Source organism: Lentzea sp. NBC_00516 (genome assembly GCF_036346835.1).
Lineage (GTDB): Bacteria > Actinomycetota > Actinomycetes > Mycobacteriales > Pseudonocardiaceae > Lentzea > Lentzea sokolovensis.
In genome coordinates, this window is record NZ_CP107840.1 from 2,437,754 (window position 1) to 2,463,220 (window position 25,467).

24 protein-coding genes are annotated in these 25,467 nt (G+C 69.9%); 9 read left to right on the forward strand and 15 right to left on the reverse strand.

Annotated features, from left to right (window positions below; all coding sequences use genetic code 11):
* The first annotated feature begins 46 nt into the window (after window positions 1-46).
* From OG205_RS11090 to OG205_RS11100, 3 genes are all read left to right on the forward strand, one after another.
* On the forward strand, window positions 47-1,933 hold the full coding sequence (locus OG205_RS11090) for a cytochrome c oxidase assembly protein (protein ID WP_330276114.1): 1,887 nt from the start codon (window positions 47-49) through the stop codon (window positions 1,931-1,933).
* Between the two features lie 6 nt (window positions 1,934-1,939).
* The gene (locus OG205_RS11095) at window positions 1,940-4,162 is read left to right on the forward strand and encodes a heavy metal translocating P-type ATPase (RefSeq protein ID WP_330276115.1); all 2,223 of its coding nucleotides are present in this window, start codon (window positions 1,940-1,942) and stop codon (window positions 4,160-4,162) included.
* 96 nt (window positions 4,163-4,258) lie between these two features.
* A complete protein-coding gene (locus tag OG205_RS11100; RefSeq protein WP_330276116.1) occupies window positions 4,259-5,152 on the forward strand; it encodes a CPBP family intramembrane glutamic endopeptidase in 894 nt (297 codons plus the stop codon).
* Window positions 5,153-5,217: 65 nt separating this feature from the next.
* Here the strand turns inward: OG205_RS11100 and OG205_RS11105 are convergent, their stop codons facing one another.
* Window positions 5,218-5,961, reverse strand: a complete 744-nt coding sequence (locus OG205_RS11105) for an ABC transporter permease (RefSeq protein ID WP_330276117.1) — start codon at window positions 5,959-5,961, stop codon at window positions 5,218-5,220.
* The gene (locus OG205_RS11110; protein WP_330276118.1) at window positions 5,958-6,923 is read right to left on the reverse strand and encodes an ABC transporter ATP-binding protein; all 966 of its coding nucleotides are present in this window, start codon (window positions 6,921-6,923) and stop codon (window positions 5,958-5,960) included. The genes OG205_RS11105 and OG205_RS11110 overlap by 4 nt, the downstream gene beginning before the upstream one ends.
* 62 nt (window positions 6,924-6,985) lie before the next feature.
* Here OG205_RS11110 and OG205_RS11115 point away from each other — a divergent pair, with 62 nt between their 5' ends.
* Complete coding sequence (locus tag OG205_RS11115; RefSeq protein WP_330276119.1) at window positions 6,986-8,161, forward strand: sensor histidine kinase; 1,176 nt, start codon at window positions 6,986-6,988, stop codon at window positions 8,159-8,161.
* Window positions 8,158-8,763 carry a response regulator transcription factor gene (locus OG205_RS11120; protein ID WP_330276120.1) on the forward strand — a complete coding sequence of 202 codons (606 nt, stop codon included), beginning with the start codon at window positions 8,158-8,160 and terminating at the stop codon, window positions 8,761-8,763. Before OG205_RS11115 ends, OG205_RS11120 begins: the two co-directional genes overlap by 4 nt.
* Window positions 8,764-8,773: 10 nt before the next feature.
* Here the strand turns inward: OG205_RS11120 and OG205_RS11125 are convergent, their stop codons facing one another.
* Window positions 8,774-9,655 carry a cyclase family protein gene (locus OG205_RS11125; protein ID WP_330276121.1) on the reverse strand — a complete coding sequence of 294 codons (882 nt, stop codon included), beginning with the start codon at window positions 9,653-9,655 and terminating at the stop codon, window positions 8,774-8,776.
* A 168-nt stretch (window positions 9,656-9,823) separates the two neighbouring features.
* On the opposite strand from OG205_RS11125, the gene OG205_RS11130 reads away from it, so the two are divergent.
* Window positions 9,824-11,812: an ATP-binding protein gene (locus OG205_RS11130; RefSeq protein ID WP_330276122.1), complete on the forward strand. Its 1,989-nt coding sequence runs from the start codon at window positions 9,824-9,826 to the stop codon at window positions 11,810-11,812.
* Here OG205_RS11130 and OG205_RS11135 read toward each other — a convergent pair.
* Entirely contained in the window at window positions 11,809-12,186 is a 378-nt protein-coding gene (locus tag OG205_RS11135; protein WP_330276123.1) for an STAS domain-containing protein, read from the reverse strand. The two genes, OG205_RS11130 and OG205_RS11135, sit on opposite strands and share 4 nt — an antisense overlap.
* Before the next feature lie 139 nt (window positions 12,187-12,325).
* Complete coding sequence (locus OG205_RS11140; RefSeq protein ID WP_330276124.1) at window positions 12,326-13,402, reverse strand: BtrH N-terminal domain-containing protein; 1,077 nt, start codon at window positions 13,400-13,402, stop codon at window positions 12,326-12,328.
* Window positions 13,403-13,736: 334 nt separating this feature from the next.
* Between OG205_RS11140 and OG205_RS11145 the strand changes: the two genes are divergently transcribed.
* Window positions 13,737-15,140 carry a glutamate decarboxylase gene (locus OG205_RS11145; RefSeq protein ID WP_442916817.1) on the forward strand — a complete coding sequence of 468 codons (1,404 nt, stop codon included), beginning with the start codon at window positions 13,737-13,739 and terminating at the stop codon, window positions 15,138-15,140.
* On the opposite strand, the gene OG205_RS11150 is transcribed toward OG205_RS11145, so the two are convergent.
* From OG205_RS11150 to OG205_RS11170, 5 genes are all read right to left on the reverse strand, one after another.
* Window positions 15,079-16,044: an ABC transporter permease subunit gene (locus OG205_RS11150; protein WP_330276125.1), complete on the reverse strand. Its 966-nt coding sequence runs from the start codon at window positions 16,042-16,044 to the stop codon at window positions 15,079-15,081. The genes OG205_RS11145 and OG205_RS11150 overlap by 62 nt on opposite strands.
* The gene (locus tag OG205_RS11155; RefSeq protein WP_330276126.1) at window positions 16,032-16,940 is read right to left on the reverse strand and encodes an ABC transporter ATP-binding protein; all 909 of its coding nucleotides are present in this window, start codon (window positions 16,938-16,940) and stop codon (window positions 16,032-16,034) included. Before OG205_RS11155 ends, OG205_RS11150 begins: the two co-directional genes overlap by 13 nt.
* On the reverse strand, window positions 16,937-17,332 hold the full coding sequence (locus OG205_RS11160; RefSeq protein WP_330276127.1) for a GntR family transcriptional regulator: 396 nt from the start codon (window positions 17,330-17,332) through the stop codon (window positions 16,937-16,939). The genes OG205_RS11155 and OG205_RS11160 overlap by 4 nt, the downstream gene beginning before the upstream one ends.
* A 119-nt stretch (window positions 17,333-17,451) precedes the next feature.
* Window positions 17,452-18,537: an NAD(P)H-dependent amine dehydrogenase family protein gene (locus tag OG205_RS11165; RefSeq protein WP_330276128.1), complete on the reverse strand. Its 1,086-nt coding sequence runs from the start codon at window positions 18,535-18,537 to the stop codon at window positions 17,452-17,454.
* Window positions 18,538-18,547: 10 nt separating this feature from the next.
* A complete protein-coding gene (locus OG205_RS11170; protein WP_330276129.1) occupies window positions 18,548-19,336 on the reverse strand; it encodes an SDR family oxidoreductase in 789 nt (262 codons plus the stop codon).
* Between the two features lie 58 nt (window positions 19,337-19,394).
* Here OG205_RS11170 and OG205_RS11175 point away from each other — a divergent pair, with 58 nt between their 5' ends.
* Window positions 19,395-20,030, forward strand: coding sequence for a TetR family transcriptional regulator (locus OG205_RS11175; protein ID WP_330276130.1), 636 nt, complete (start codon window positions 19,395-19,397; stop codon window positions 20,028-20,030).
* 15 nt (window positions 20,031-20,045) lie between these two features.
* On the opposite strand, the gene OG205_RS11180 is transcribed toward OG205_RS11175, so the two are convergent.
* Both OG205_RS11180 and OG205_RS11185 read right to left on the reverse strand, forming a co-directional pair.
* The gene (locus OG205_RS11180) at window positions 20,046-21,158 is read right to left on the reverse strand and encodes an NAD(P)-dependent alcohol dehydrogenase (protein ID WP_330276131.1); all 1,113 of its coding nucleotides are present in this window, start codon (window positions 21,156-21,158) and stop codon (window positions 20,046-20,048) included.
* 43 nt (window positions 21,159-21,201) lie between these two features.
* Complete coding sequence (locus tag OG205_RS11185) at window positions 21,202-22,680, reverse strand: aldehyde dehydrogenase family protein (RefSeq protein ID WP_330276132.1); 1,479 nt, start codon at window positions 22,678-22,680, stop codon at window positions 21,202-21,204.
* A gap of 65 nt (window positions 22,681-22,745) precedes the next feature.
* On the opposite strand from OG205_RS11185, the gene OG205_RS11190 reads away from it, so the two are divergent.
* Entirely contained in the window at window positions 22,746-23,165 is a 420-nt protein-coding gene (locus OG205_RS11190) for a MarR family winged helix-turn-helix transcriptional regulator (RefSeq protein WP_330276133.1), read from the forward strand.
* Window positions 23,166-23,284: 119 nt separating this feature from the next.
* Here the strand turns inward: OG205_RS11190 and OG205_RS11195 are convergent, their stop codons facing one another.
* Genes OG205_RS11195 through OG205_RS11205 form a run of 3 tightly spaced genes read right to left on the reverse strand, consistent with a single transcriptional unit; the run spans window position 23,285 to window position 25,400 of the window.
* Complete coding sequence (locus OG205_RS11195) at window positions 23,285-24,214, reverse strand: PDR/VanB family oxidoreductase (RefSeq protein WP_330276134.1); 930 nt, start codon at window positions 24,212-24,214, stop codon at window positions 23,285-23,287.
* On the reverse strand, window positions 24,211-24,369 hold the full coding sequence (locus tag OG205_RS11200) for a hypothetical protein (RefSeq protein WP_330276135.1): 159 nt from the start codon (window positions 24,367-24,369) through the stop codon (window positions 24,211-24,213). The genes OG205_RS11195 and OG205_RS11200 overlap by 4 nt, the downstream gene beginning before the upstream one ends.
* Entirely contained in the window at window positions 24,366-25,400 is a 1,035-nt protein-coding gene (locus OG205_RS11205; protein ID WP_330276136.1) for an aromatic ring-hydroxylating dioxygenase subunit alpha, read from the reverse strand. The genes OG205_RS11200 and OG205_RS11205 overlap by 4 nt, the downstream gene beginning before the upstream one ends.
* Window positions 25,401-25,467 lie beyond the last annotated feature (67 nt).

A 25,467-nucleotide genomic window follows, 5' to 3' on the forward strand; every position in this document is an offset into this window, starting at 1 on the left:
CACGGGAACTCCGGGCTCGTCCTGCCCGACTGTCCCAGGTGTGAAGGTGGAAAGGGCTGTCGTCGTCGCGGCGGCCGTCGCGGTGCTGGGTGTCGTGTCGATCGTGCTGTGGGCGGGAAACGTCCACGCCCCTCTCGGTGACAGCGATCCCGGCAGACTGACCTCGCTCTCGTTCGCGCTCGTGCGCACGCTCGCCAACGCCGCGGGCACCATCACCTTGGGTGCGCTCGTCTTCGCCGCGTTCGTGGTGCCCGCGTCGTCCCGCCCGGCCCGCCTGACCGCGCACGCGTACGCCGCCGTGCGCACCGCGGCGCGGGCTGCGCTGGTGTGGGCCTGCGCCGCGGCCGTGGCGGTGGTGCTCTCGGCTGCCGACGCCACCGGGCAGCCCGTCGGTGTCGCGCTGGAGCACCTCGGCGGGCTGCTGGCCGCCACCGAGGAGCCGAAGGCGTGGCTGATCACCGCCGGTGCCGCGGCACTGGTGTTCGCGGGCGCACGAGCCACGCTGACTTGGGTGACGACCGTTCTGTGGCTGCTTCCCGCGTTGCTCGGCGTGCTCGCGCCGGTGATCGTGGGCCACGTCGCGAACGGCGCGTGGCACGACGTGGCCACCAACGCGATGGTCTGGCACGTCCCGGCCGCGGCGGTGTGGATCGGCACCCTCGTGGCCCTGCGTTCCTACCTGCGCCGCCCCGGCACGAGCGCGACCGACGCGGTGGTGCGCCGCTATCACCGGCTCAGCCTGGTGTGCGTGCTCGTGCTGGTGCTCAGCGGCTCGGTGACCGCCGCGGTGCTCATCGGCCCGGCAGGACCGGCCAACGGCTTCTTCGTGCTGGTCCTGCTCAAACTCGTCGCCTGCGCGCTCATCCCCGTGGTGCGGGCGCGATGGAGTGCACGACGGCTTCTGGGCACCGAGCTGATCGTGCTCGGGCTGGCGCTCGCGGCATCGACGGGGCTCACCCACCTCGTCCCGCCGGCCTGGTCGCACAGCACGCCCACGCCGCAGCAGACCGTGCTCGGCTTCGACCTGCCCGATCCGCCCACCGCGGGCGAACTGCTGCTGGGGTGGCGGTTCGACCTCGTGCTGGGGCTGGCGGCGGTGCTGGCGGCCCTGGTGTACCTGCTCGGCGTCCGCAGGCTGCGCGGGCGCGGCGACGCCTGGCCCGGCGGGCGGACGGCTGCCTGGTCGCTGGGGTGCGCGGTGCTGCTGGTGGTGACGTCGTCCGGTGTCGGCCGGTACGCGGCGGGCACGTTCAGCACGCACATGGTCGCGCACATGTCACTGAACATGCTGGCACCGGTGCTGCTGGTGCTCGGAGGACCGGTGACGCTGGCGCTTCGGGCGCTGCCTCCCGGGCCGCGGCAGTGGGTCATCGCCCTGGTGCACTGCCGGGTCACTCGGATCATCGCCCATCCCGCCGTGGCCGCGCTGACGTTCGTCGGCTCGTTCTACCTGCTCTACTTCTCCGAGCTTTTCGGTGCGGCCATGCGGTTCCACTGGGCCCACCAGCTGATGAACATCCACTTCCTGGTGACCGGCTACGTCTTCTACTGGCTCGTGATCGGCGTGGACCGCGCGCCGCGCGTCCTTCCGCATCTGGCCAAGCTGGGCCTGTTGTTCGCCGTCATGCCGTTCCACGCGTTCTTCGGCGTGATCCTGATGAACAAGCAGACCGTGATCGCCGAGTACTTCTACCGCACCCTCGGCCTCACCTGGATGCCCGATCTCCTCACCGACCAGCGCCTGGGCGGCGGCATCGCCTGGGCCACCGGGGAGATCCCCATGCTCGTGGTCGTCCTCGCCCTGCTGCACCAATGGGCCCGTGCGGACCACAAGGAAGCGGTGCGGTTCGACCGCGCCACCGACAACGGCCACGACGACCGCCTCGCCGCCTACAACGCGATGCTCGCCGAACTCTCCGGACGAAGGAACTGACCCATCATGACCACCACGGCGGACGCCTCCGTCGAACTGTCCGTGTCAGGCATGACCTGCGCGGCCTGTGCGAACAGGATCGAACGCAAGCTCAACAAGGTCGACGGCGTGCGTGCGACCGTCAACTACGCCACCGAACGCGCGATAGTTCATCTGCCCCAGGGCATGCGCACCGAAGACGCCGTGCAGGTCGTGCGTGCCGCGGGCTATGACGCGTCCGTGGCCGGGCACGACCACGAACAGTCCCGCGACACCGTCACCGGGCTGCGCCGCAGGCTCGTGGTCGCGGCCGTGCTCGCGATTCCGCTCGGCAACCTGTCGATCAGCCTCGCGCTCGTCCCCTCCCTGCGTTTTCCCGGCTGGGAGGCGTTGTGCGTGCTGCTCGCGCTGCCGGTGGTCACGTACTCGGCCTGGCCGTTCCACCGCGCCGCGCTGCGCAACCTGCGGCACGGCGCGTCCAGCATGGACACCCTGGTATCGCTGGGAGTTCTCGCCTCGTTCGGATGGGCCGTGTGGTCACTCGTGGCGGGATCGGCGGGTCCCGGCCACTGGCTCGGCTTCGGTGTGACGGCCGAGGGCGCGGACGCCGTCTACCTCGACGTGGCCGCGGGCGTCACGACGTTCCTGCTGGCCGGCCGGTACTTCGAGCTGCGGTCCCGGCGATCGGCGGTGGGCCTGCTCACCGCGCTCGCGGGCATCGCGGCCAAAGACGCCAGGGTGCTGCGCGACGGAACGGAGACAACGGTTCCCGCGGCACGGGTGCTCGTCGGGGACCTGCTCGTCGTACGGCCAGGCGAGGCGCTGCCCGCGGACGGTGTCGTGGCCGAAGGGTTCTCCGCGCTCGACACCGCCTCGATGACCGGTGAACCGGTACCTGTCGAGGTGGGACCCGGCGACCTCGTCACCGGTGGCACGGTCAACAACACCGGGCGGCTGATCGTGCGGGCGACGGCGGTCGGCGCCAACACGCAGCTCGCGCAGATGCGGGCGCTGGCCGAACAGGCAGCCGACCGCAAGGCCCGTGTGCAACGCCTGGTCGACAAGGTGTGCGCCGTCTTCGTGCCCGTCGTGCTGGCGTTGTCCGCGCTGACGCTGGCGGGATGGCTGCTCACCGGCCACCCCGCGCGTGACGCGTTCACCGCGGCGGTGGCCGTGCTGATCATCGCCTGCCCCTGCGCACTCGGTCTCGCCACGCCGACCGCGTTGATGGTCGGGGTGGCCCGCGCCGCCCAGCTCGGCATCCTCGTCAAGGGACCGGAAGCGCTGGAGGCGACCCGTGCCATCGACACCGTCGTGCTGGACAAGACCGGCACCGTCACCACCGGACGCATGGCCGTCACCGCCAGGATCGCGTTCGACGGCGTGGACGAGCAGGACGTCTTGAGGTGGGCGGGCGCGGTGGAAGCCGCCTCCGAACACCCGATCGGCGTCGCGATCGCCGCGGCAGGCGCCGATCTGCCCGCCGTGACAGCGTTCGAGGCGCTGGTGGGTGCCGGAGCACGCGGTGAGGTAGAGGGCTCACGGGTGGTCGTGGGATCCGCGGAACTCATGGCACGGCTGGACATCACGGTCGTGACTGCCGCGCGGGAGTGGCTCGCCGGTCTCGGGCCGTCGACCGGAGTGCTGGTGGCGAGGAACGGCGTGGTGGTCGGGGGAATCGCCGTGCGCGACACCGTCCATCCGTCCGCGCGCGACGCGATCAGCCGCCTGCATTCGCTGGGACTGCGCACCGTGCTGCTGACCGGTGATCACGAGGCCGCCGCTCAGGTGGTGGCAACAGAGATCGGTGTTCGTGAGGTGATCGCGAACGTCCGTCCCACCGACAAAGTCGCCGCAGTGGAACAGATGCGCGCACAGGGCCGTCACGTCGCGATGGTCGGTGACGGCATCAACGACGGCCCCGCGCTCGCCGCAGCGGACCTGGGCATGGCGATCGCGCGCGGCAGCGACATCGCCGCGCAGGCCGCCGACGTCATCCTGGTCCGCGACGACCTCGACGCCATCGCGGACACGGTCGTGCTCGCCGGTCGCACGCTCGCCACCATCAGGGGCAACCTCGTCTGGGCGTTCGGGTACAACGCCGCCGCACTCCCCCTGGCCGCACTCGGACTGCTCAACCCGCTCATCGCCGGCGCCGCCATGTCCCTGTCCTCCGTGCTGGTCGTCGCGAACAGCCTGCGGTTGCGCACAGCGCTCGAGAACCAGAAGGGCGTCGCGAACGACCTGTAGGCGTCGCGTGGGAACGGGCATGGTGGAGTGGGCTCCACCATCAAGAGGCCCCCTGCCTCGACTGACTCGCGGACCTGCGGTTCCTAGCTTTGTGCCATGACTTCAACGGACGCCGCCGGCGCACGGGCGCTGGTCCTCCGCCACCCGCTGATCACGTTCTTCACCCTCGCCTACGGCATCAGCTGGCTCGCCTGGACGCCGTACGTCCTGTCGCTGGACGGGCTCGGTGTGCTGCACTTCCGCTACCCGGACTTCCTCGTCGGCAACCAGCTGACGGCGATCATGCCCGGCGCGTACCTCGGGCCGCTGACCGCGGCCTTCGTCGTCACCGCGATCACCGAGGGACGGGAAGGGTTGCGCCGCTGGCGCAAGCGGCTGTTCCAGTTCCGCGCCGGTGTGCGGTGGTACGCGTTCGCGTTGCTCGCGGTCCCGATCGCGATCCTGCTCGGCACGCTGGCGATGGAAGGCGCGGAGGAGGCTGTACGGCTGCCGTCGTTGATGGTGCTGGCCGTCTACGTTCCCGCGCTCGTGCTGCAGCTCCTGACCACCGGTCTCGCCGAGGAGCCCGGCTGGCGCGACTTCGCACTGACCCGCCTGCAGAACCGGCACCACCCGCTCGTGGCGACCCTCATCCTCAGCGTCCTGTGGGCCGGCTGGCACCTGCCGCTGTTCCTCACCCCGTGGGCCGGGCCCGACACCGGCGCCGAGACCATCGCGTTGTTCTTCGTGGTGGCACTGGAGATGAGCGTTCTGATCACGCTGGTCTACAACAAGGGACGGCAGAGCGTGCCGTTGGTCATGCTCCTGCACTGTTCCATCAACAACTTCCAGTCGGTCGTGTTCTCCGAGATCTTCCCGGGAGACGACCCTCGCTGGCTCTGGGGTCCCGCGCTCGGCCTCGGTCTGCTCTCCGCCATCGTGATCGCCGCCAGCCGCGGCAAGCTCGGCTACGACGCCGCTGCCCAGCAGACGACGAGGGCCGTCGGGTGAACTCGCGCAAGAGCTCGGCTGGGACACCCAGCCGAGCTCTTGCTCTTCATCAAGGTGGTCAGCGCTCAGGCGCGGGGTTCCCAGCGGAAGAAGCGGGCGATCACCGCGGCGAACACGACCGCCCACACCAAGGTGGAAGCCAGGCCGGGCATCAGCGCGGGCACCGAGGTGAGCGTCGCGCCGGCGTCGTAACCGGACCAGCCCTTCGCGACCAGGTCGGCCGGACCGATCAGAGGCAGCATCACCCCGGACACCACCACGGAGGCGTCCGGCGCGTCCTGCATGAACAGGCCGGCCAGCGTGGCGACGATGACCGGGAACGCGGTGATGGTCGTGGCCTCGACGCTCCTGCTCACCGCGGCGACCGCCATCCCTGCGGCCACCGTCATGAGCACCCCGGACACCAGCCCGAGCAGCAGCAACCACGGGTGTGCGGGCATCGGCGCGCCGACGACCAGGCAGAACACCACGTAGACGAGCACCTGGACCACGCCCATCGTGACGACCGGCATGGTGACCGCGGTGATCACGCCGGTATCCGTGAGCTCGGAGGTGCGCATCCGCTTCAGCACCAGCGACTGTCTCCGGGCGGTGTACACGGTCATGCTCGCCATGAACACCGACAGCAGCATCAGCATCACGAACCGGTCGCTGACCAGTGATCCCCAGCTCTCCGGTTCGTGGTTCCGCACGGTGAACCAGGTCATCACGCACAGCCCGATCGGCAGCACCGACGCGGCGAACGCGGTGGTCTTCCGCCGGAACAGCAGACGGATCTCCAGAACGCCGTGCCTCATCGTCATGTTCATCGGTTCGCTCCCACCGCGAGAAAGACCTCGGCCAGCGAGGCCTGATTGGCCGTCAGGTGATCGAGGTCGATGCCTCCGTCTCGGGCCCAGCACAGCAAAGCGCCGAGATCCTCTTGCAGCGCACTGGTTTCGAGCGCGAGGAATGCCACGGCTCCATCCAAAGCAGACTCCAGCGTGCCGGTGAAGGCCGGCAAGGCCCGGTCCAGCGCCGAGGCGGGAACGTGCGCGGTGATCCGCGACGGACGGGTCGCGAGGACCTCGGGCAACGTCCCCTCCACCGAGATCCGGCCCTGGTGCATGATCGCCACCCGATCGGCCAGCGATTCCGCTTCCTCCAGGTAGTGGGTGGTCAGCAAGATCGTGCTGCCGCTGCCGCGCAACTGCTCGACCGTCTGCCACAACCGTTGCCTTGACTCGGGATCCAGTCCGGTGGTCGGCTCGTCCAGCACGATCAGCTCCGGGCGTCCGTAGATGGCGAGTGCGAAGTCCAGTCGCCTCTTCTCGCCACCGGAGAGCTGTTCGACGCGGGTGTCCGCTCTGTGGGCCAGTTCGATCCGGTCCAGCAGTTCCACGGCATCGTCGGTACGAGTGGTCAGCGAGCCCCACAGCCTCAGCGTCTCGACGACGGACAGTTCCTCGATCAGTCCCGCGTGCTGCAGCATCATCCCCATCCGGGGCTTCAGCACCGATCTGGCCCGAGCCGGTTCGTGCCCGAAGACCCTGATCGTCCCCGATTCCGGGTGGCGGAATCCCTCGATGAGTTCGAGCGTGGTCGTCTTGCCCGCGCCGTTCGTGCCGAGCAGCGCGAAGATCTCGCCGCGGCGGACGCTGAGATCCACACCGTCGACGGCGGTGAAGGTGTCGTAGGAGAACTTCAGCCGGGAAACCTCGATCACGGGTTCGTCGTTCATGTCCCAGAACGATCCCGGGAACGCGAACGCCGCCCCAGTCGTCGCTGTCACGACACGAGATGACACTCGTACTCGAGCGACATGACAGGTGTCATGGTCGTTAACCTGAGCGGGTGCGGGGACTCCGGGGGCAGGTGAGGTCACCGGATCACGGCGCCCTGGGGTCCCTTCGCCGTCACAGCCGGTACAACGTGATCGTCGCGGTGAGCGTGATCGCCGCCGTGCTCGTGCTCAGCGAGTTCGGTGAGCCGCTGACGGCCGAGCGCGCCGTGGTGGTCGTCCTGGGACTGGCGGTGCTCGTGCTGTCCCATCGGCGCTGGACACTCCGGTCGATCACCACTCCCGTCGGCCTCATGCCGTGGTGGCAGGCAGGGTCGGTCACCGTCGTCGCGGTGGGGATGGTGGCGGTCTCCGTCGCCACCGGCCACTCCGTCGTCTGGTCTCTGGCAGCGGGCCTTCTCGCGCACGATCTGCGCATCGCCCGCTTTCCCCGCGCGGGCTGGCGATTCGGCGTTCCGTTCGCGCTGCTGGTCGCGCTGGCCGCAATCACCACCATGGCGCTCACCGGCGACAGGAGCATCGGAGACGTGCTCCGCCAGGGCGGCTTCGCGCTGTTCCTCGTGCTGGCGACGACCTACGCCGAGGTGACCTTGCTCAGGCAGTGGCATCTCACGCTGGAGCTGGAAGAGGCGCGGCGTGATGCCGCGGAGCTGGCCACCACCAGGGAACGGTTGCGGTTCGCGGAGGACCTGCACGACATTCTCGGGCACGCACTCGAAGTCGTGTCGTTCAAGAGCGAACTGGCGAGCAGGCTGAGCGAGGCCGATCCGGCTCGATCCCGCGCCGAGCTCGACGAGATCCAGCAGCTGGCCAGAGGCGCGATCCACGACGTGCGAGCGCTGGTGCAGGGCCAGCGGTCCACCGACCTCGTCGCCGAACTGCCCGGCGCCCGCGCCCTGCTCCGTTCGGCCGGAATCGGGTGGGAGTTCAGCGGAGATCCGGCGCGCCTCGGCGCCCAGGCTCGCGAACTGCTCGGCAGGGTGCTCCGCGAGGCGGTGACCAATCTGCTGCGGCACGCCGCGGCAAGCCACTGCACCGTCATGCTGGAGATCAACGACGGTCAGGCCGTGCTGACCGTCCACAACGACGGAGCCGCCCCGATGCGCCGAGACGACCGCGAGGGTTCCGGACTGCGCGGGCTTTCCCGCCGGATCACCGAAGCCGGGGGAACGTTCAGCGCCGGCGCGCGCGACGGTGTCTTCGAGGTGCGAGCGGAGGTACCCCGATGATCCGGGTGGTCCTGGCCGACGACGAACAGCTCACCCGTCAGGCCATCGAGTCGCTGCTCAACCTGGAGCACGACCTGGAGGTCGTCGCCGGGGTCCCGGACGGCGCCGCGGCGCTGGCCGCGGTGGCCGAGCACCGTCCGGACGTGCTGGTGGTCGACCACGAGATGCCGGTGCTCGACGGTCTCGCCGTGCTCCAACGGCTTGCCGTCGCACATCCGAACGTCCGGTCGGTGATGCTGACCCGGCACGCTCGCCCCGGTGTGCTGCGGCAAGCCCTTTCGTTCGGCGCCAAGGGGTTCCTGGCGAAGACGGCTCCGGCGTCCCTGCTCGCCGAGGTGATCCGGCGAGTCCATTCCGGACTGCGCTACGTCGACCCCGACTTCGCCGCGGACGCCATCGCCGAGGTGAGCTGCCCGCTGACCGACCGCGAACTGGACGTGCTGCGGCTCGTCGACGACACCACCACCGCGACCGAGATCGCGCAGGCCCTGCACGTCTCCGCGGGAACGGTGCGCAACTACGCCTCGTCCGCGATGACCAAGCTCGGCGCACGAAGCCGGCGGCAGGCCGCGAGCATCGCCCGCGACCACGGCTGGATCTGACGCTCGTGGGTCAGAAGACCGCCAGCGGGTTCACCGGCAGGCCGGTGGTGCCGAGAATGCGGGGAACAGCGGCCACGAAGAGGAACGTGTGACGGCCCTGCTCCTCGCAGACCGCGACGAGTTCCTCGCAGTGGGCGCCGTCGACCAGCACAAGCCCGAGACGGAGGAGTCCCAGCCGGTGCAGCGCGCCAGGGACGTCGTCCTTCACCGGAGGGTGCGCGTCGCCGATGTCCCCGGCGTAGATGGAGATCTCGTGGTCGTGCATCCACCGGACCGCGCCCGAGGTCATGCCCGGCAGCGCCCGGCCGTGGTCGGGAACCCGGTCCCAGCCCGCCCGCACCACGAGGGCGTCACCCGACTCCACCACGACGCCCGCCCGCGCCGCCGCGGCCTCCAGGTCGTCTGCCGTGACGGCATGCCCGTCGGGCAGCTTGCCGCCAGGAGCCAGGTCGAGCAGCACACCTCTGGTCACGATCCCGCCGGCGAACACGTCGGCGGCGCCGTGGGTCACTCCCCCGGGCCCTGAACTCTCCGCCTGCGCGATCCCGGGGTAGACCTGCCCGTCGATCACCATGTGCGACAACGCGTCGAGGTGGGTGACCTCGGGATGATGTGTCGTGACCAGCATCAGCTCGGCCATGGCCATCGGCGGTGCGCCCGTGAACGACATGATGGTCTGCACGCCCGTGGTGTCCGCCCGCAGGGCCGCCATCGGACCGCCCATCAACGGCGCGGTCGGGGTCTTGCGGGCCAGCGAGACCGACAACCCCGTGCGCACCTGCGCGGCACCACGCGCGCGGGCCTCCGCGGTGATCAGGTTGACGGTGCCGAGCTGGTCCGCGTCGCCCCAACGCCCCCAGTTGCTCGGGAACTCGGCAGGGCTCTCGTCCATGGTGGCTTTCCTTCGTTTCCGCGATGAGGACAGGACTCGCGGCGCGAGCGTCCACGACGAACACGCCGCACCAAGATCGTCACCGCGACGGTCCTCCTGCCACCAGCCCAGCCGCTGCCCACCCGGTGCCCAAAGCCGGTGGCCGGCGACGTGGTTACTGTCGGGTGCATGCCCTCACTCGGACACACCCTGCGGGAGCTGCGGCGGCAGTCCTTCACCGGACGCGACGACGAGGTCGCCGCGTTCCGGGACGCGCTGGGCGGCCCCGGCGTGGTCTTCGTGCACGGGCCCGGAGGGGTGGGCAAGAGCGCGCTGCTCGACGTGTTCGCCGACATGGCCGCTGAGAAGGGCTTCGATCCGGTCCGAGTCGACGCCCGCCACCTGACCCTCGGCGCGGGCGCGCTGCCCCTGCCGGTCGGCGACGAGCCCGCGATCCTCCTCATCGACACCTACGAACTGCTGGAGCCGATCGACGACTGGGTCCGCGAGCACTACCTGCCCTCGCTCCCGGCGTCCTGCCTGGTGGTGATCGCCGGACGGCGGGGCCCGGGACCGCGGTGGCGCGCGGACCCGGCCTGGCGGACGTTGATGAGGGTCGTCGCGCTCGGGAACCTGTCACCGCGGGAAGGCCTCGCCTACCTGCGCGCACAGGGCGTTCCCGAAGAGTCGCACCAGCGGCTGCTGAAGATCAGCAGCGGCCACCCCCTCACCCTGTCGATGGTGGTGGACGCCGTGCGCCGCGGCGCCGCGCCGCGCACCCTGTCGGACCTGCCAGGAGGGGCGGGCACGCTGCTGGCGCAGCTGATCGGCGAGGTACCGAGCGCCCGCCACCGCACAGCGCTGGAGGTGTGCGCGCTGCTGCTCGTCACGACCGAGGACCTGTTGCGCTCGATGGCCGGCGATGACACCGGTGAGCTGTTCGCCTGGCTGCGGGCACAGGTGTTCGTCGACGAGTCCCCGTACGGGCTGTACCCGCACGACGTGGTCCGCGACGCCATCATCGCCGACCTGCACTGGCGCGACCCCGCCCGCCACGCCGGCCTATACCGCAGGAAGCTGGACCTGTTCCAAGGCCAGGTCCGGGCGATGGCGACCGAACGGGAGCGGCTGGACCTGATGGTCATGACGGTCGCGCTGAACGGCGCCCGGTCCCGGTTCGCCGCGCTGGCGTCGCTGCCGCCGGCGATGCGGGCTCACGCCGACGGGCTGCGCGACGGCGACCAGCCGGAGATCGTCGCCATGACCACCCGGTGGCAGGGACACGAACAGGCCGGGTTGGTGGCGCACTGGATGAAGCGCCGGCCCGAGGCCTTCCGCGTCTTCCGCGGCGAGACCGGCGAACCGCGCGGCTACGGCGCGTGCCTGGACCTGACCGAAGCCGACCTCGGTGCGGACCCCGGCGCCGACGCGATGTGGGCGCACGCCTCGGAGTACGGGCCGCCGCGCGCCGGTGAACGGGTCCGCGCCTGGCGCTTCTTCCTCGACCGCGACCACGGCCAACGCCCGTCACCGTCTCTCACACTGTTCATCGCGTGGCAGATGCTGGAGATCATCCTGATCGACGACGACACGGCGTGGAGCCTCGTGGGCGCGTTCGGCGACACCGAGCTGTGGGCACCGGCCATGGAATCCCTCGGGTTCCGGGCCGTCGCCGAAGCCGGCTACACCGTCGGCAAGTCGTCGTACCCGGTGTTCGCCCACGACTGGCGCCGAACCGACGTCGAGGAGTACACGGATCTGTTGCACGCCGGCCTGTTGGGCACGCCGGCGCAGCCGGTTCCCTGCGATGCGGTGCTGTCCCGGCCGGAGTTCACCGAAGCCGTCCGCTCTGCCCTGCGCGCCCTGCACACGCCCGAGCTCCTCCGGTCCAACCCGCTGTTGCGGTCTCGGATGGTCCGGCGGCACGAACGAGCAGGACACACGCCGGCCGAATCCCTGCGAGACCTGCTCGACGACGCCGTCGCCGTGCTGAAGCCCGATTTCGGCGTGTTGATCGACCGCACGTTCCTGCGGCCGACAGGCGTGCAGGAGCGCGTCGCGGAGTCACTGCACCTGTCGTTCAACACCTACCGGCGGCACCGGGACAAGGCGGTCGCGCAGCTGACCGAGCTGCTGTGGGACCGCGAAACAGGAAGTCACCGTCGTCAGGGCCGCTAGACCGCCTCACGTTCCTCCTGGATCGACTTCACCGCCTCGTCCACCGACTGAGCCACCGGCAGCACCTGAGTCAGGGCGCTGGCCATCAGGGGACGCGCAGCCGCCACCGCCGTGGCCACGATGGCGAACCCCACCTTCTCGCTCTGTGCCCGCCCGTACAACGCCAGCAGCATCGACAACGCGGACGAGCCCATGAAGTCCACGGCCAACTCCACCACCAGGCCGTCCGGTTGCTTGGCCAGGTGCTCGAACAGGGCTGTTCCCACCTCGTCCACGCTGGTCATGTCGAGTTCGCCGCTGATGGCAGCGACAAGCACGCCGTCATGATCACTGGTCTGAATGTTGGTCACCGGCGCTGTCTCACCCGAAGTCACTGAACACCCTCACTAGAATCCCCCGACCGTTGTCTTCTCACCGATGGTACGAACCGCAGCGCCAGACGGCACGACCACTGCGATTCCTCAGCGCTTGAGCGGGACGAGTGCGCACTCGTCCCGCCGCCGCGTCGTACGATCAGTTCACGGCTGCTCTCAGCCGGGCGATCGCGTCGGTCTCCGCCTCGTACAGCTCAGCGAGTTGCCTGCCCATCTCCGCGAACTCGGTCGACTCCCCCACCGCGTGCCACATCTCGGCGATCTCCCGCCACCGCGGCGCCAGCCCGGAATGCCCCGCCTCGTCGAGGAAGTCCGCGAACAACGGCCGCAGGTTCCCGCCCGTGATCCCGTACCGGCCGTCCACTCCCTCACGGACGCTCTGCAACGCGAGATCGAGCCCCTGACCGTCGGCGAACACCTTGGGCCACGCCTTGGCGGCCTTGGTGTCGGTCATCATCCGGGACCACTTGCGCCACGCCGGCAACGAGAACGAGTCCGACTTCAGGGACAGGTGCTCGACGACGTCCCGCAGGCCCTCCCGGACAGCGGCCTCGACGTCGGGTGCGCGATCGGAGTCGGTGATCACGAGCGCCTGGTTCTTCCAGGTACCCACGCGGGCGACTGCCCGGTCCAGATCCGCGCGTGCGACGGTCAGCGGCGCCAGGTTCCGGTCGTCCAGGTAGACCCGATCGCCGGAACCGCCGTGCACCACGACCGGGTGCCCGCCGTGGCCGTCGAGCGTCTCCGGCAGGTCCCAGTACCCGATCTGGTACCGGTCGGGCCACACCATCACGGCGTCTCCGGCGTCGAGCCGGCCGGTCAGCCACGCCTGCGCGGCCTTGGGCGCCGACCGGTGCCACTCGGCTTCGATCCCCAGGCGCGCGAGGACCTTCTCGGTCCGGCGGGTGACGTACTGCCACGAGTTGGAGAAGCCGAGCGTCACGTGGCAGCTGTCGTCGTGCTTGAACTCCCACAGGATGTAGCCCGCACCGATCCCACCGCCGATGCCGAACAACAGCGCCTCCGTCAGCCCGGAGATCCCCCGCGCGGCGAGCATGGCGTTCAAGCCGGCCGCGTCGGGGTCCGTGCCTCCGCGCAACACCCATCCGCCGTCCGGGGACGCACCGCCCAGGTGCGCCAGAGCGGTCGTGTAGCGCTCGCCGGTCTTGGCCATGCGTGCGCGGACCTGAGCCTTGAGCTGTTTGCGTGACGTCATCACCGAACTCCTCGGCCGTCGCCGTTGGCACCCGAACCCCACGCACCCAGATGCCGCGACAGCCTTGGTCCAAGGCGTGACGAGGTCAGCGTCCCGAGGCGCACAGGTCCCCTTTGCCTCCGCGACAGCCGAGTGGCGTGGGCACTCGGTCAGGAGGTTCGGCGCGGAACTCGCCGGGCGTCACTCTATCTCCTCGGATCTCCGTGCTCTCGGCGTCCGGTGGCGAGGTCGCCCGATACCGAGAGAATGGTCCCGGACCGAGGAGGGTTTCGTGCCGCTCATCCACCCGTCAGACCCGCGCCACCACGCCCGTTCCCACGTCGAGGCCAACCCCGTGTTCCTCCGCGAGCCCGGCAGCATCCCTAGGGACCGAATGCCGGACGGCGAGCTCGACCCCGACACCGCCTACCAGGTCGTGCACGACGAACTGATGCTCGACGGCAACTCCCGGCTCAACCTCGCCACCTTCGTCACGACCTGGATGGAACCGCAGGCCGCGACGCTGATGGCCGAGTGCGTCGACAAGAACATGATCGACAAGGACGAGTACCCGCGCACCGCCGAACTCGAGCAGCGCTGTGTTCGGATGCTCGCCGCGCTCTGGCACGCGCCCGACGCGGACCAGCCGACCGGCTGCTCCACCACCGGCTCCAGCGAAGCGTGCATGCTCGCGGGACTCGCGTTGAAACGCCGCTGGCAGCACCGGCGCCGCGCGGCATCCCTGCCGACCGACCGGCCGAACATCGTCATGGGCATCAACGTCCAGGTGTGCTGGGAGAAGTTCGCCAACTACTGGGACGTCGAGTACCGGTTGGTGCCGATGGAAGGCGACCGCTTCCACCTCACCGCCGACCAGGTCGCCGCGCACTGCGACGAGAACACCATCGGCGTGGTCGCCGTGCTCGGCTCCACGTTCGACGGCAGCTACGAACCGGTCGCCGAGATCTGCGCCGCCCTGGACGCGGTGCAGGCCGACCGGGGCTGGGACATCCCGGTGCACGTGGACGGCGCGTCCGGCGCGATGATCGCCCCGTTCTGCGATCCCGGACTGGAGTGGGACTTCCGGCTGCCCAGGGTCGCCTCGATCAACACCTCCGGCCACAAGTACGGGCTGGTCTACCCCGGCGTCGGCTGGGTGCTCTGGCGCGACGCCGCCGCGTTGCCGGAGGACCTCGTGTTCCACGTCAACTACCTCGGCGGCGACATGCCCACCTTCGCTCTCAACTTCTCCCGCCCCGGCGCCCAGGTCGCCGCCCAGTACTACTCGTTCCTGCGCCTGGGCAAAGAGGGCTACACCCGCGTGCAGAACTACAGCCGCGACGTCGCCACCAGCCTCGCCGGACGCATCGCCGACCTCGGCCCGTTCCGGCTCCTCACCCGCGGCGACCAGCTCCCCGTCTTCGCCTTCACGGTCACCGACGAGCGCTTCTCCGTGTTCGACGTGTCCGCGGCCCTGCGCGAACGCGGCTGGCTGCTGCCCGCCTACACCTTCCCCGCCGACCGCGAGGACCTGGCCGTCCTGCGCGTCGTGGTGCGCAACGGCTTCACCCACGACCTCGCCGACCTCCTCATCGACGACCTCGCCCGGTGCCTGCCCGTCCTGCAAGCCCAGCAACAGCCGCGACACACCCACAGCGCCGCCTTCTCCCACGGCGCCGACCCTCAACCTCACGGCACTAGATCAAACGGCGCCGTACCCGCCACACCACCACACCGATCAGGACCGCCGCGACGGTGACGAACAGGGCCGCCTCGATGAGCTGGAACGTCCAGAACCGGTCAGCCGGGTGGTAGACCCCGAACTGCTGGATGCCCCGATCGTGCAGGAACTGGTTGAGGTTGGTGCCGGCCCGGTCGGCGGCGGCCTCCAGCTCGTAGTACTCGGTCGAGCTCAGCCTGCGCCCGGTGGCGTCCGCGTAGCCGCGTTCGATCGTCCAGTCGGCGAAGCTGGGCGCGGCCCGGTCTTTTGCGATGCCTACGGGGACCGGCTCCATGGCGTCGAGCGGCGTGGCGTACGCGGGACGGGCCAGCAGCGCCACCGGCATCCGGGCGGCGAGGAACGCCCCGAACGCGACGCCGAACGCGGGCAGGCTGCGCCGCAGGATCGCGCCCGCGGCGGTGGCGACGCCGAACGCGAACAGCGCGTACGCCACCGGGACAAGTCCCTCCAGGTCGAAGGCGTCGTACTGGAACCGCCCTTCCCACGCGTCGAACGGCTGACGGAACCAGGTGAGCACCGCGGTGAACATCCCGGTGAGCGCGACGGTGACGCCGGCCAGTGCCGTGAGCTTGGCCGTCAGCCAGCGCATCCTCGGCACGGCCTGCGTCCAGGCGAGCTGCCAGGTGCCTTCTTCCAGTTCGCGCGCGAGCAACGGCGCACCGAGGAACGCACCGATGACGACGGGGACCAGGTAGAAGGCCGCCAGGAGGTTCTCGACGTACCCGTACTCCTCGTCGAGCCGGCGGAAGGAGGCCGTGCAGGCCTCGTTGACACGGGCCTCTCCCGCGCACAGAGCGGAACCGCCGGGGAACAGGTCGTGGGCCCGCGTCCCGAGCACGAGCAGGGCAATGCCGAACAGGCCGACGAGCACACCCAGGACGCAGACCTCGGTCCGGTGCTGGCGCCAGATCAACCACGCCATGCCGCCACCTCCGACGTGCTCGCGGCGCTCGGCTCGGACGGCCGGCGCAGGTACGCCAGCACCAGGTCCTCCAGCGCCACCGGCTGGGTCTGCCACCCCGGCGCGGCCGGGATCGCGCCGTCGCGCACCAGCAGGGTCGTGTGCCGGTCGCTGTGGACGGCCTCCACGACGGCGCCGGACCGGTCGAGGTCGGTGTCCGTGCGCGGGCCGACGAGCAGCCGGTGCTCGGCGAGGAGGGTCTCGATGTCACCGGCGAGCGTGACCCGGCCGTTGTTGAGCACGACCAGGTGGTCGCAGACGCGCTCCAGCTCGTGCACGACGTGCGAGGAGAACAGGACGGTCACGTCGCCTTCGGCCACCGCGCCCATGAGGACCTGCATGAACTCGTGCCGCGCCAGCGGGTCGAGGCTGGCCACCGGCTCGTCGAGGACGAGCAGGTCCGGCCGCTTCGCCAGGGCCAGGGCCAACGCGACCTGGGCCTGCTGCCCGCCGGAGAGCGTGCCGGCCCTGCGGTCGAGCGGGATGCCCAGCTTCGCCAGCCGGCGCTCGGCCATCCCCTGATCGAACCGCAGGTTGCAGGCGCGGCCGAAGCGGAGCATCTCGGCGACGGTGAAGCGCTTGTACAGCGGGTGGTCCTGGGCCAGGAACCCGACCCGGGACAGAGTGTGCGGGGTGCTGGCGGTGACGTCGTGACCGAGGACCTCCACCGTGCCGGTGCTCGGTGCCAGCAACCCGACGACCAGGCGCAGCAGCGTGGTCTTGCCTGCGCCGTTCGGCCCGACCAGGGCGATCACGCCGCCCGCAGGCAGGGCCAGGGTGCAGTCGCGCAGCGCCCAGCCCTTCCGGTACCGCTTGCCCACACCGTCGGTGCGCAGCGCGAACTCGGTCGCTGTCACGCCACGTCCTCGTTCCTCGTCTGCTGGTGGACGGAGGCGAAGAGCGCGTTGACCGCCTGCTCGTCGAGGCCGGCCGCGTAGGCGCGGCGCAACCAGGTCGCCAGGCCGCGGTGCAGCGACGTGTACGTCGACGCCGACACCGCGGCCGACTGCTGTTCATCGACGAACGTGCCCTGACCGGGCCGGCCGGTGACCAGGTTCTCCTGCTCCATCTGCCGGTACGCCTTGGCGACGGTGTTCGGATTGATCGCCAGGTCCTCGACCACCTCGCGGATGAGCGGGAGGCGGTCACCGGGCTGGAGAAAGCCCAGCAGCACCGCCTGGCGGACCTGCTGGACGAGTTGCAGGTACGGCGGCACGCCGGAGTGGGTGTCGAGCCGGAAGACGAACACGGTAGCCCCTCACTGCTTTACTAGTACCATAGTAAAGCAGTAAATCGGCAACCCAGAAAGCCACCACACCCGCACGCTGTCCACTGTGGAGGTGATGTGTCGAGTGTGGAGTCGGTGACCTAGGCGTTCGTGTCGCGGCGCCCGGGAACCGACACCAGTCCGCGTCCGGTGGTCAGGGGCAGGTCGAGTGCGGTGAGCAGGCCGGGTGGTGCGTCGACGACCGCGGGAACGGCGTTGACCAGACGCATGGCGGTGGACGCCACGCCCGCGGTGTTGTGGTCGCCGTCGCCGCCGGTCAGTCGCAGGTCCAGCACGTAGTTGGGTTCGCCGGTGATCTCCACGCGGTAGCAGCCGGTGCCGACCGGCTGTGGCCAGTCCGGCGCGAGGTCCGGGCGCAGTCTGGTGACGTGTTCGAGCACGAGCACCGGTTGGTCCGCGATCATGCCGCTGACGGTGAACCGCAAGGCCGCCATGGTGCCTTCGGCGATCGTGCGGCCCGCGGCCGTGAACGGGGTCGGTGCCGGGTACCGCTCGTGGTGTTCGACGATCGACTCCAGCGGGACGTCCAGGGCGGCGGCCAGTTGGCGGACCACGCTGCCCCAGGCGAGCGTGAGCACGCCGGGCTGCAGCAGCAGCGGAGTGTGGTCAAGTGGCGTGCCGAAGCCCATGATGTCGAACAGCACCAGCGGGTTGTCGTAGGTGGAGTAGTCCGTGATCTCCGAGCAGCGGATGAGGTCGATGCGCTGACAGGTGCCGGACAACAGCAGGGGTAACCAGTCGTTGGCCCAGCCGGGGTCGATTCCGTTGACCCACAGCGAACTTCCGCCCTCGACCGCGGCCTGGCGAATGGGCTCGATCAGCTCGGGCGGCACGGTGCCCTCCGGGTAGGACAGGAACACCGGACCACTGGCGACCACGTTGATGCCCGCCCGCAGCAACAGGCACAGGTCGTCGATCGCCTCGGTCAGCCGGTTGTCGGCCATCGCCGTGTAGACGACGCAGTCCGGCTCAGTCGCGATCAGCTGGGCGGCGTCCGTGGTCGCCAGGATCCCGACCGGGTCCACCCCGGCCAGTTCCCCGGCGTCGCGGCCGTTCTTGGCGGGGTCGGACACCCACACGCCCGCGAGTTCCAGAGCGGGGTGGTCGATGATGCCGCGCAACGCCCACCTGCCGACGTTGCCGGTGCTCCACTGCACCACGCGCATCCGAGCCTCCTCAGAGATCAGGCAGGTTGAAGTCGAGGTTGGGCGCGACGATCCCGCCGTCGACGCGCAGCACTGATCCCGTGGTGTAGCCGGAGGCACGTGACGCCAGGAACAGCACCGCGGCCGCGACCTCGTCGGGGTGTCCCAGCCGGCGCAGCGGCGTCGCCTGTTCCATCGAGGTCCTGATCTTCTCGTCGCGGGCGACCACGTCCAGCGCCGAGGTGTGGACCGAGCCCACGTCGATCGCGTTCACCCTGATCCGCGGCGCGAGGTCCGTGGCGGCCAGGCGCGTGTAGTGGGTCAGGGCCGCCTTCGCGGTGCCATAGGCGAGGAACCCCCGACCGGCGAGCCTGCCCATGACGGAAGCGATGTTGACCACCGACCCGCCACCTCCGTCGAGCATGAGCGGGACCGCCGCACGGGTCAGCGCGTGTGCGGTGGTGACGTTGAAGTGGAAGGCGTCTTCCAGGAAGTCCGGCGTCGTCGTCAGGAACATGTTCGGCATGGTGCCGCCCACGTTGTTCACCACCACGTCCAGCCGCCCGAACCGCTCAAAGGCCGTGTGCGCCAACGCGGCCACGGCGTCCACATCGGACAGATCTGCCGGCACGACGACAGCCTGCCGCCCCAGTGCCGCGATCTTGCCCGCGACCTCTTCCAACTGCTCCGCGGTGCGCGCACTGATCACCACGTCCGCGCCGGCTTCCGCCAGCGCTATCGCCGATGCCGCACCGATGCCTCGGCCCGCGCCGGTCACCACGGCCACCGCGCCGGGCAACCTGAACATGTCCGTCACCACCAGGCCACTCTTAAGCGCTCGTGCTTAAAAGTCAAGAAGCGCGTGTTAACGTGGTGCCGTGGCCAGCGCGGACGCCAGGGAACGGATCATCGTCGCCGCCGAGCGGTTGATCGCCGAGCACGGCCCGGAGGTGCCGTTGCGCGACATCGCGACGGCCGCGGGCCAGCGCAACAACTCGGCCGTCCAGTACCACTTCGGCTCCAGGGACGGGCTGATCGACGCCGTCGCCGAGCACCGCATCGCCGACCTCGAGCAGCATCGCCTCGAACTGCTCGCCGAGAGCGAGGCGGCAGGCGTCGCACAGGACGTCCGCGTTCTGGTCTCAGCGCTGGTGATCCCGATGCTGACCGTCCCCTATGAACACGGCGCCACCCACTACGCGCGGTTTCTCGAACAGGTCCGCACCCACTCCGCGCTGGCCGCGGACACCAACCTCGACCGAGCAGGGCGGGCCGCGGTCCGGCTGATCATCATTCGCCTCGACCGCGCACTGCGGGACCTTTCGCCCGCGGTCAGGCGCCGCCGGCTGCGCGTCCTTCCCACCGTGCTGTTCGCCCTGCTCGCCGACCGTGAGCGGGCCGTGTGCGCGGGCGACCTGCCGCCGGACGACCCGCACTCGGCCGCCGAGCTGGTCGACCTGATCGTCGGCATGCTCACCGCCCCGGTGTCCGCCGCCACGTCGCCGTCGCGGTAAGGCCCCCACCGCATCTCACCCGGCCAGCCGCAGCACGGGTTTGATCGTCACGCCGGCCAGCACGTCGTCGACGGCCTGCTGGATGTCCTCGAACGCGTAGTGGGTGACGAGCCTGTCGATCGGCAACCTGCCGGCGGCGACGAGGTCGACGAGCGCGGGGATCAGCGACTGCGTCTCGGCGTCGCCCATGGTGAGCCCGACGACGCGGCGTCCCGGCAGCATGAAGTTCACGTCGACGGGCACCTCGGTGCCGAACGGTGGCGCGCCGACGATCACCGCGGTGCCGCGGCTCGCGAGTGCGGAGATCGCCGTGCGCAGCACACCGGCGTTGCCGGTCGTCTCCACGAGGCCGTCGACACCACGGCCGGAGGTGAGTTTCGAGATCGCGTCGCCGAGGTCCTGGTGTGTGGTGTCGATGGTGTCGGTGGCGCCGAGTTCGGCGGCCAGCGCCAGCCGATGCGGCACGCGATCGGCCGCGATGATCCGGGTCGCCGGGGTGAGCAGGGCCGCCATGATCGCGGACAGCCCGACCGCACCGGCTCCGGTGACGAGCAGGGTGGCGCCGGGGCGCGGCGCCAGCACGTTCCAGACCGCGCCCACGCCGGTCATGACTCCGCAGCCGAGCGGGGCGAGCAGGTCGAGCGGTGCGTCGGCGGGGACCTTGACCAGACTGCGCTCGTCGACGACGGCGTGGTGGGCGAAGCTCGACTGGCCGAAGAAGTGGCCGCCGAGCGGGACCCCGTCGCGGGAGATCGGCGACGTCCCGTCGGCTCGTTCGCCACCGATCAGGTTCGACGGCAGCCAGGTGTCGCAGTAGGCGGGGTGGCCGTCGCGGCAGTGCGGGCAGCGGCCGCACGAGCTGTAGCTCAGCAGCACCTGGTCCCCCGCGGCGACCTTCGTGACCGAGGAGCCGACGTCCTCGACGATCCCGGCGCCCTCGTGGCCGAGCACGCCCGGAAGCGGGAACGGCAGGTGGCCGGCGGCGACGCCGAGGTCGGTGTGGCAGACGCCCGCGGCGACGACGCGGACTCGGACCTCGTCCGGTCGCAGGTCGTCCAGCGTCACCTCGGAGAGCGAGAACCCGGAACCGGCGGACTCGACGACGGCCGCGGTTGTCGTGGTGGACATGGAAGTTCTCCCGTGGGATCAGCGAGCGGAACGGGACCGGGAATCAGGCCAGCGAGATGACGACCGACTTGGTGCGCGTGTAGGAGGCGAGTGCCTCCGGGCCGTACTCGCGGCCGTGTCCGGAGTCCTTGACGCCGCCGAACGGGATCGCCGGGTCGAGCATCGCCCAGTCGTTGACCCAGACGATGCCCGCCTGCAGCCGGGCCGCCACCCGGTGCGCACGGGCGAGGTTCTCGGTCTGCAACCCGGCGGCGAGGCCGTAGGACGTGCCGTTGGCCATCGCGACCGCCTCGTCCTCGCTGCCGAACCGCTGCACGGTCAGCACCGGGCCGAAGATCTCCTCCTGCACGACGGGAGAGTCGTCGGGCAGGTCCGCGATCACCGTCGGCTCGAAGAAGAAGCCGTCCCGGTCCACGCGCTGCCCGCCGGTGACGATCCGGCCGCCCTCCGCTCTCGCCAGTGCGACGTAGCGTTCCACTTTGGACAGATGACGTTCGCCTGCCATCGGGCCGATCACGGTCGCCGGGTCGAACGGGTCACCGAGCGGAACGTGCGGCACGGCGTCGGCGAGCGCGCCCACAACGGTGTCGTACAACGACGACGCGACGAGAAGACGGGGTCCGCCCATGCAGAACTGGCCCGTGTTGAAGACGAACCCCTTGATCGCCGCGCCGATCGCCTTGTCGAGGTCGGCGTCCTCGAAGACGATGTGCGCCGCGTTGCCGCCCAGCTCCATCGTCATCGGCTTGAGCCGCGCGCCCGCCACGCTCGCCGCGTGCCTGCCGACCGCGGTGGACCCGGTGAACGCCACCTTGTCCACACCGGGGTGACTCACCAGGTGGTCGCCGATCTCCGAGCCGAACCCGGTGACCACGTTGACCACACCCGCGGGCACACCGGCCTCGGCGAGGATCTCGGCCATCAGCAACGCGCTGAGCGGCGTGTCCTCCGCGGGCTTGTGCACCACCGTGTTGCCGGCCGCGAGCGCCGGCGCGATCTTCGAGCTCGACAGGATCAGCGGGAAGTTGAACGGCGTGATCGCCGCGACCACCCCGATCGGTTCGCGGCGGGTGTAGGCGTGCGCGGGGATGGGGATCTGCCGCGTCGCCCCGTCGATGCTCTGCGCCAGCGCCGCGTAGTACTCGTACTGCTCGGCGGTCGTCTCCACGTCGACCGCGCGGCACAACGAGACCGGCTTGCCGACGTCGAGGCTCTCCGTCGCGACGAGCTCGTCCGCCCTGGCCCGCACGACGTCGGCGACGCGGTGCAGGATCCGGGCGCGTTGTCTGCCGGGTGTCGCCGCCCAGCCGTCCAACGCCGCGCGCGCCGCGGCGACCGCGTCGTCCACGTCGGACTTCCCCGCTCTGGCAACGGACGTCACGACCGAGCCGCTGGACGGGTCGACCACGTCGAACCGGACGCCGTTCTCGGCCGCGCGCCACTGTCCTCCGATGAACAACTTGCCGGGTGCGACGTCGGGGCGGCGCACCGTTGCGGTCGGCCGGTCGTCGACTGCGGTCATGATGGATCTGCCTTCCTGTGTCAGGCTTCGAGTGATCGACGAGAGTGATGGGGAAGGTGAGGCACGTGCGGCCGTCGCTGATGTACGAGGTCAAGCAGGTGGAGCTCGCGGTGCGCGCACTCATGGACGAGGTGCTGCGCCCGGCCGGCGTGACGACCCTGCAGTACACCGCGCTGACGGTGCTGGCGGGCCGCGACGGCCTCACGTCGGCGGAACTGGCGCGCAACTCGTTCGTGACCGCGCAGACGATGACCGACATGGTCGCCGCGCTGGAGCGGCGTGAGCTGATCGTCCGGGAGCAGGACCCCGCGCACGGCAGAAAGTTGCTGATCAGCCTCACGGACAAGGGCAGGGCGTTCCTGGACGAGCACTCCGCCGAGATCGCGGCGATCGAGGAACGGATGGTGAGCAGGCTCAACAAGAACGAGCGAACCGCGCTGCACGACCTGCTCAACCGGTGCCGCGCCGCTCTCGCCGGTTCCTAGTGACCGCGCATGTTCAGCTCCTCGTCGAGCGGCGGTATCAGGGTCTCGAATATCAGGAATCCTGATATTGAGAGCATGCGCCTGCCTTGTTGAACTGTCAAGAAGTTCTTGGGGCTACCTCAGAGGTCCAGCACCAGCCGGGGTGAACGGGACCGGGACACGCAGATCATCATCGCGTCGCCCACCGCCCGTTCCTGGTCGGTGAGCACGGAGTCGCGGTGATCGGGCGTCCCGGCGAGCACGGTCGTCTCGCAGGTTCCGCAGGTGCCTTCCTGACAGGACGACAGCACCGACACGCCCGCTCGTTCGACGACCTCGAGGACGGACTGCCCGGCCGGCACCCGCAGCACCGCACCGGTCTGCGACAGCTCGACCTCGAACTCGTGTCCAGGCCCTTGTGCCGCACCGGTTTTCGGTGCGAACCGTTCGACGTGGAGCGCGCCTTCCCGCCAGTCCGCACAATGCTGCTCGACGGCGGCCAGCAGGCCTTCCGGACCGCAGCAGTACACGGCGGTGTCCTCTTCCGGCTCGCCGAGCACCACTCGCAGGTCCAGCAGGCCGTGCTCGTCCTCCGGACGGATCTCGACCTGGCCGCGGTGCTCGAGCTCGTCGCGGAACGCCATGGAGGACCGCGTTCTGCCGCCGTAGAGCAACCGCCAGTCGCGACCTGTCGTCTCGACCTCGGCGATCATCGGCAGGATCGGGGTGATGCCGATGCCACCGGCGATGAACAGGTAGCGCTTCGCCTCGACGAGCTCGAAGTGGTTGCGCGGCCCTCGCACCTCGATCTGCTGCCCCACGGTGAGAACGTCGTGCACGTGCCGTGAGCCGCCGCGCCCGTCCGGTTCACGAAGGACGGCGACCTGCATGATCGAGGTGTCGTCCGGGTCGCCGCACAGCGAGTACTGGCGCACCAGGTCGTCGGCGAATACGAGGTCGACGTGGGCACCCGGTGACCAGCCCGGCAGCGGGTCGCCGTCCGGATGCCGCAGCGTCAGGAGCACCACACCGTCGGCGATCGGTTCCTTGTCGTCCAGCAGAAGCCTCATGACGTGTGCCCATTGGGATGATCGAGCAGCCACTCCCACAGCTCGACGGGATCTTCGAACTCGCGCTCGGCGGAGCAATGGCACACCGCGCGGAGCCGGTCCGTGCCCAGCACCCAGTGGATGCGGAACACGCGGTCGCCGGTGAGCGCGTTCATGCCTTCTCACACAGGCGCTTGAGCATCCGCCGCGCGGCGAGCCCACCGGTGTCGATGTTGATCGACAGCTCCTGGTAGCCGTCCGGCTCCTTCGCGATGACCTGCTCCAGCACGTTCAACGCCACGACGTCCTGCATGACGACGGTGCGGTTGTTCTCGGCGAGGAAAGCGGAGACCTCCTCGTCCCCGAGTGCGAAATCCCGTGCCACGCACCAGAAGTCGTGCGTCGAGGACTCGGTCTCCGGCGTGATCGCGTACACCACCTCGACGTGGAACGCGTCCGGGTCGGTGCCGTCCGGGTTGGGCACGGAGCCGACCGGCGCGATGCGACTGTGCAGTGTGTACAGGCACGGTGGCGTGTACTCGATGTCCTGCCAGCGCGCGATCCTGCCCTGCAGGCCGGTGGACTTGGAGTAGAACGGCGGGCATTCCGCGTCGTCCATGTGCCGCGACACGTAGACGATGCCGGCGTCCTCGTCGACCTCGGTCGTGACCGGGGTGGAGGCGACCTCCGGTGTGCCGATGTAGCCGCCGTGCAGGTAAGTCTCGTGCGAGAGGTCCAACAGGTTGTCGACGAGCAGTTCATACCGGGCGTTCAACGGTTCCATGCCGGCGACGGTCGTGTAGTCCGGCGAGACGAGCCACGGCGCGCGCGGGATCAGCGACGCGTCGGCGTTCGCCGGATCGCCGATGAAGACCCACACGAACGAGTCCTGCTCGACGACGGGATACGGCAGAAGCCGCGCGGTGCGCGGGATGCGGGTCTGGCCGGGCACGGCGACGCATTTGCCGCTAGCGTCGTAGGTGAAGCCGTGGTATCCGCAGACCACCTGGTCGTCGACGAGCCGGGAAGGCTTTTGCGACAACGGGAAACGGCGGTGCACGCAGCGGTCCGGCATGGCCGTCACCGCGCCGTCGCGAGTACGCCAGAACAGGATCGGCTCGCCGCAGATGGTGCGGTTGAACAGGTCGTGCTCGATCTCGGAACCGTAAGCCGCGACGTACCACTGGTCGCGCGGGAAGCCGGTCATCGACGCTCCTCATCCGTGGTGGGAAACCACAGAGTGGCGCAGGCCACAGCCCGTGCCGTAGAGCACT